The sequence below is a fragment of the Pseudoalteromonas sp. UBA2102 genome (assembly GCF_002331165.1).
Classification (GTDB): Bacteria; Pseudomonadota; Gammaproteobacteria; order Enterobacterales; family Alteromonadaceae; genus Pseudoalteromonas; species Pseudoalteromonas atlantica.
In genome coordinates, this window is sequence record NZ_DCYU01000123.1 from 1 (window position 1) to 5,447 (window position 5,447).

Annotated in this window: 7 protein-coding genes and 1 pseudogene; all 8 read right to left on the minus strand. The window is 36.7% G+C overall.

All coding sequences use genetic code 11. The features are described 5' to 3' along the window. A pseudogene (locus B2R65_RS16430) lies at nt 1-203 on the minus strand (TolC family protein); the annotation flags it as partial. Continuing rightward, nucleotides 203-700 carry a DUF411 domain-containing protein gene (locus tag B2R65_RS16435; RefSeq protein ID WP_004589252.1) on the minus strand — a complete coding sequence of 166 codons (498 nt, stop codon included), beginning with the start codon at nt 698-700 and terminating at the stop codon, nt 203-205. The pseudogene B2R65_RS16430 and the gene B2R65_RS16435, both read right to left, overlap by 1 nt. Nucleotides 701-807: 107 nt before the next feature. After that, nucleotides 808-1,167, minus strand: a complete 360-nt coding sequence (locus tag B2R65_RS16440; RefSeq protein WP_004589251.1) for a hypothetical protein — start codon at nt 1,165-1,167, stop codon at nt 808-810. 157 nt (nt 1,168-1,324) lie between these two features. After that, a complete protein-coding gene (locus B2R65_RS16445) occupies nt 1,325-1,672 on the minus strand; it encodes a hypothetical protein (RefSeq protein WP_138611109.1) in 348 nt (115 codons plus the stop codon). Between the two features lie 12 nt (nt 1,673-1,684). After that, complete coding sequence (locus B2R65_RS16450) at nt 1,685-2,002, minus strand: hypothetical protein (RefSeq protein WP_008109627.1); 318 nt, start codon at nt 2,000-2,002, stop codon at nt 1,685-1,687. Next, a complete protein-coding gene (locus tag B2R65_RS16455; protein ID WP_138611108.1) occupies nt 1,999-3,036 on the minus strand; it encodes a hypothetical protein in 1,038 nt (345 codons plus the stop codon). Before B2R65_RS16455 ends, B2R65_RS16450 begins: the two co-directional genes overlap by 4 nt. A 208-nt stretch (nt 3,037-3,244) precedes the next feature. Then, on the minus strand, nt 3,245-3,607 hold the full coding sequence (locus B2R65_RS16460; RefSeq protein WP_008109624.1) for a hypothetical protein: 363 nt from the start codon (nt 3,605-3,607) through the stop codon (nt 3,245-3,247). 192 nt (nt 3,608-3,799) lie between these two features. Continuing rightward, nucleotides 3,800-5,182 carry a PhoH family protein gene (locus B2R65_RS16465; protein WP_029773033.1) on the minus strand — a complete coding sequence of 461 codons (1,383 nt, stop codon included), beginning with the start codon at nt 5,180-5,182 and terminating at the stop codon, nt 3,800-3,802. Nucleotides 5,183-5,447: the final 265 nt, after the last annotated feature.

Sequence of the window (5,447 nt, forward strand, 5' to 3'; positions counted from 1 at the left end):
TCAGGCAAAGTACCTGAAGCAATACTTCTATTTTCAACTGCACTTTGTTTCAATCGGCTACCATGAAGCCAAGGATCATTTTGCTGAGCTAAGGTGATAGCTTGTTCAAGCGACACTACTTTCTCAGCTTGAGCTGAGAATACAGATAAGCCGAGTATTAATGCAGTTGAAAGTGAAGTAAGGTTTGAAGAGTTCAATTTCATTAGAATTGCTCCTCGTATGTCTTAACTTTTGCATAGACTTTGCTCGTTCCATCTTTAAATAGAATTAACACGTTGTATGGCATAAAGCGGTCATCGACTTCCATACCGGGAGAGCCAACTGGCATTGCTGGAACTGAAAGCCCAATCGCATTGGGATGTTCTTCTGATAAGAACTGCTGAATAAATTTAGCAGGTATATGACCTTCAAAGGCAAATCCATTTCTACTCACTGCCGTGTGGCATGAACGGTAATTAGGTTTGATACCATACTTAGTTTTGATGTTGCCGATGTTTCGGAAATCTTTGGAATGCGCAACGATCCCTTTGTCTTCAATATGAGTTATCCATTTTTTACAACACCCACAAGTAGGGGTTTTATAAACGATTAACTCCAAAGGTGTTACGTCGTTATTGTGTGCATGGTTATGTTCGTTGGCGTTTGCAAACGCAGGTGAAAGCAGCATTACTACTGCTATTTTTAAATACTTATTGATCATTTTTGCCCCCAGACATCGCTGGAAAATATCTATAGCGCTACGACGCTATATTGACTAACAGAAAAATTAATTACATGTGCGAGAAATTTGGACGCACTAATCCTGTATTAGGCAAAAATTGGTGGACGATAAAGGGAAGTGGAAATTGAATGAGGTTGTTTAGATTGCAGAGCAGCTACAGATTCACTGAATATTTGAATATCTGTCGAATCAATACTGGAATTTAGGACTGTCGTAGATGAGCAAGCATTTGCAGGACAAATACATTCAACGTCACAACAATCTTCTGATTGACCATTACTGCTTTTATTCATATCACCATGATCCATGTTCATGTTCATGTTCATGTGTGATTCGTGAGAACCTGATGACATTTCGCAAGGCATAGCAGAATACGCAAATGCTTGCCCTACAAAGGCAACCAGCATAAGCGTCATTACTAAGACTTTTGAAAATGCTTTAGACATAAAATTCTCTTACAAATATACATCTCTAATACTAATGCAAATTTTTGACTAAGTCAATTGATGCTGTATAAACATTTATGAATATTTGATTATCGTCAAATTTTTCAAAGAGGTAAGTGACAAATAATAATCTCATCAGACTTCTTATCTTCGCTATTCAATGGCTTTTATTTTGAGACTTAAGTTGCTCTCTCATTTCTAAAACTCGATCTGCCGAATAAGCTCCTGCTCTCATAACAACCAGTTCAACAAATGAAATATCAATTAACTTATGGTCAGCATCAATCACATAACAACTCCCACTATGTGTGTATATTTCTAACTTATCCTCATCAGCAGATTTGCTAACAATCTTTGAAGTCACGATTTGCTGAAATGGCCGAAACCTGAATGTTTCATCTTCAATAACCCCCCCTGATAAAAACTCGCCAAGAAATATTTTTTCAAATTCTTTATAGCCGTAAACAGATACTATGTAGGCATCCTTTAAATATATTCTATCCAACGTATTCCCTTACTAATAACTAGCCGGGAGCATATCTCGCAGCTCTAATAACTCATTAGGAGAATACATACACTCATGCATTAAATTAAACTCAAATGCATTTACATCAAACTCTTTAGATTCAGCATCTAAGATATAAAAGTCAACACCAAAGCACTTACTTTCTAGACCATTGATTTCCAAAACCTTTATCGTGAATAAAGCATCTCCTTCTTTACCATTTTCATTTTCGTCAGCAAATGTGCCGTAAAGCACCCGTTCAACTTTTTCCTCTGTATCAGATTGAATTGAGATAAGTTTTGCGTTGGTTAGTTTTACTCTAGGTCTCATGCTTGAACTCCTTTCATATCTTCTACAGAAAAAGGACGAAAAAAACTTAGATATTTAACCCCATCAACTTTAAGCAAATTGTTGTCAGCATCAAAATGTGACAGAACACTAGATTGATACAACGAAATGTATTTTTCATAATCGATTGTGTTAAAAAAGTTGGTATCAACGCGCCTCGCATAAAAAACAAGATCTTGCTGTTCGATACGAACAATGAACTTCTGATCGCCATCTAGATTTTTTACTCGTAGACATAAATCAGGTTTGTGCCAATCAGATACAAAGGAAGGAATCAATGGGAAGCCATATACCAAATAGCGCATACCTTCGATTTTGAAGGTTGTTGGATTGAACTGAGCCTTATTTACTTTGCCGCTACTGAATAATTCAAGTGTCAACACCAGCCAGTGCACATGCTTAGAAAATGTATTTCCTTCAGAAATACAGCCTTCAAACTCACCATTATGGTTTACATGATTGATGTACATGTATTTTCTAATGTCATCCAAGGAAAGCTTTTCAAACGGAAACTTGCAAGCGATTAGCCTGAAATAACAACCATGAACTTTTAAATCTGCATATTGAACTATCAACGGATCATCAAAGGCATCAAAGTATGGTCGCCACTCTAAGCGGAAGTCTGCACCTGTATTTACAATAAACTTAGCATCTTCAGGCAACCCTAAAACTTGGTATATCACTGAAACTAACTCTAATGTTTCGATATCTACCAGCATCAGGCTTTCAATACGGTTTGCCATTGACTCAATTTCTTTATGAAGCGATTCAATAATTTCTTGATCATCGTATTCGTTGATCATTAAATATTTCAGGGAATCGTGCTTTAGAATTGAGTCCAGCTTTTTCTTTTCAAATACTTCAGAGAGATATTTATGGGTATCAGAAAAATAAGGGCAGTTATAAACACCTCTAGCCCACAGGCCTTGGGCGTAAAGATCAGGAAACTCTAATAACTCAGCAAACTCTTTTGCTTGTTTATTGAGCTTATTCTTTAATTGATAAAGTGAGATCATTTAGTTCTCCAAACAACTTTCCAATAAACAATGGCCTACCAACACATTGCTTTATTTATTGTTCAAATAACCAAATTTTTACGGATGCTCCGCTTCACTGTTCACGTTTTTCAAGGCGAAAAACATGTGTAGGCGTAGGCTGTCCGTTCAGCCTTCATATTATAATATCGCCAAAAAACAAAATGACAACTTACGTATTTGTACAACTTTAGGTAGATATTTTGAGTTTGAACTCTGAAAAGCTAAGCCCAAACAGGGATACGACCATCTCTTCATTTATATTGGAGCCGGGAAATTTTTTTTCAAAATTTCCAATAATGCTATCTAGGTGGCTAGCTAATATTTTTACTAAAAATATTTCCGAGTTTGGTGAGAGTGCAGACAGTGCTATCAATGGGTTGTCAAAGGATTCAGCTTTTATTTTTACTAGTAAATCGCTGTAACTGTCACAGCCGTAAAGACAAATAGCTAGGGCTTCTTGGGCTTGTCCAAGGGGAATAGTTAATAATTTAGATAATCGTTTTGCCTGCCTTTTTATATTTACTAGCAGGTCTTCTTTATTAAAAGACATCAATACACCAAAAAACGGCAACGCTAGGCCACGCACCTATGTCACTCAGTTTTTGTGAATATTTAATCTTTTAGTTCAGAGTAAATCCATTTCGTCCTGTTTTCGTGGGAACGGGCTTCTCTGAAAAGCCACTGCAAAAAGCAGTGGCTATTGTCGCAATATTATAAGGAAATGTGAATGGTAGTTTGATGCCTACATATTCTTTTCAGTGAATTCAGCCAAGCTACTACGCTCTACTTCATCAAAAATTAGCACTGATCCTTTTTCATAATGACGATACACATTAACAGCCGCACTTGCACCAGAAGAAGCAGGTGTTACAAACTTATCATCAATCTGGGCTAAGTTGCCCAACACGATTGTGCGACAATTTTTACCACCACGACTAAGCATTCCTTTAATTTGAGCACGGGTCATATTTTGTGCTTCATCAATAATTAAAACAGCATCATCAATTGACCTGCCTCGAAAATAAGCCATAGAAGTAAACTCTATATTGGCACGCTCTATGACATGCTCAACAGTTGCACTAATATTACCTTCATTGTTATCACCTGAATGCATTGATATAAGCGCATCTGTTATACCTGCTAATAACGGCATTGATTTCTCTGTCAGGTCACCGGGTAAAAACCCCGGATCATCGTCCATAAAGTCTCTGGAGCGCACCACAACGATTTTTTTGTACTTTTTTAACTCCAATACTTGATGCAGCGCCGAAGCAACTGCTAAAAAAGTTTTTCCGGAGCCAGCAGGGCCAAGGATGATATTTAAGTCATAATATGGATCTGTTAATTGGCTTAAAGCTACTGCCTGACGCTGATTTTTAGGCAAAATGCCCCATACTTTTTCTTGTTTACGAGGCAATAACTTTGTGAATACCTCAGTATCTGTTACTTCTGAAATTCGCCCAATGTGTCCAGCTTCATCGTACCAATACATGTTTGGCTGAACTTCATCATTAAATAGACTTATTGGGAAAGTATAAACTTCTCCTGAAACCTTGAAGTCTTTGTCTGATTTAATTCGATCAAAAAGATCTCCTTTAAAGGCTTGTACCCCTGTGTATAAAAGATCAATATCTGATATTTGATTATCTACGGCAACGTCTTCTGCCATGACCCCTACGGTTCGAGCTTTCAAGCGCATATTAATGTCACGGCTAACAATTATTACGTCTTTATCTAAGTCCTTCTGAAGATACAGTGCATAGTTAATTATTCTATTGTCAGCGTCACTTCCAATACCGTGCTTTAACTCTTTAGCCATATCGAGCTGGGTATCAATTCCAATAAACAGTTTTCCTCGTTTAGCTGTTTCAGTAGAAGGCAGTGGAATACCAGCTTCCATCTCTTCTGCACTGTGCCCATTTATTATATCTTCAAGCATACGAATACATACACGAGCATCAGCACTAACCGATTTGTTAGTTCTTTCTTTTAAGTTATCTAATTCTTCTAGAACTGTTAGACAGATGTATACGTCTTCACTGTACGCAAGAAGTGACTTTGGATCATGAACTAGTGCCGATGTATCCAATACTCTTGGGTTTTTGTTTTCACTTGGATTATTCATTTTAGTTCTCCTTGAGAACGATTTTCATTAATTAGCATTTTAGATTTACCTTAGCTTTATTATTTTTGTTTGTGCCTCTTGCAGGTTAAATCCATTATTTATATTTATTGATGAATGGTTCTATTCTTTAAGTCACACTTAATGACATGTTAGAGAGATTAGATCTTAGCCTGTTATAAATACTCAATTTATTCAGTAAGAATAAGGTCTGTAGATAGGTCTGCACAAATATTGAAAAAAAGCTTGCAGTAATACCTGTTTTACC

Coding starts and splice junctions, on each gene's coding strand:
- B2R65_RS16465 (WP_029773033.1), bottom strand. CDS start 5,182: ATGAATAATCCAAGTGAAAACAAAAACCCAAGAGTATTGGATACATCG.
- B2R65_RS16455 (WP_138611108.1), bottom strand. CDS start 3,036: ATGATCTCACTTTATCAATTAAAGAATAAGCTCAATAAACAAGCAAAA.
- B2R65_RS16435 (WP_004589252.1), bottom strand. CDS start 700: ATGATCAATAAGTATTTAAAAATAGCAGTAGTAATGCTGCTTTCACCT.
- B2R65_RS16440 (WP_004589251.1), bottom strand. CDS start 1,167: ATGTCTAAAGCATTTTCAAAAGTCTTAGTAATGACGCTTATGCTGGTT.
- B2R65_RS16450 (WP_008109627.1), bottom strand. CDS start 2,002: ATGAGACCTAGAGTAAAACTAACCAACGCAAAACTTATCTCAATTCAA.
- B2R65_RS16460 (WP_008109624.1), bottom strand. CDS start 3,607: ATGTCTTTTAATAAAGAAGACCTGCTAGTAAATATAAAAAGGCAGGCA.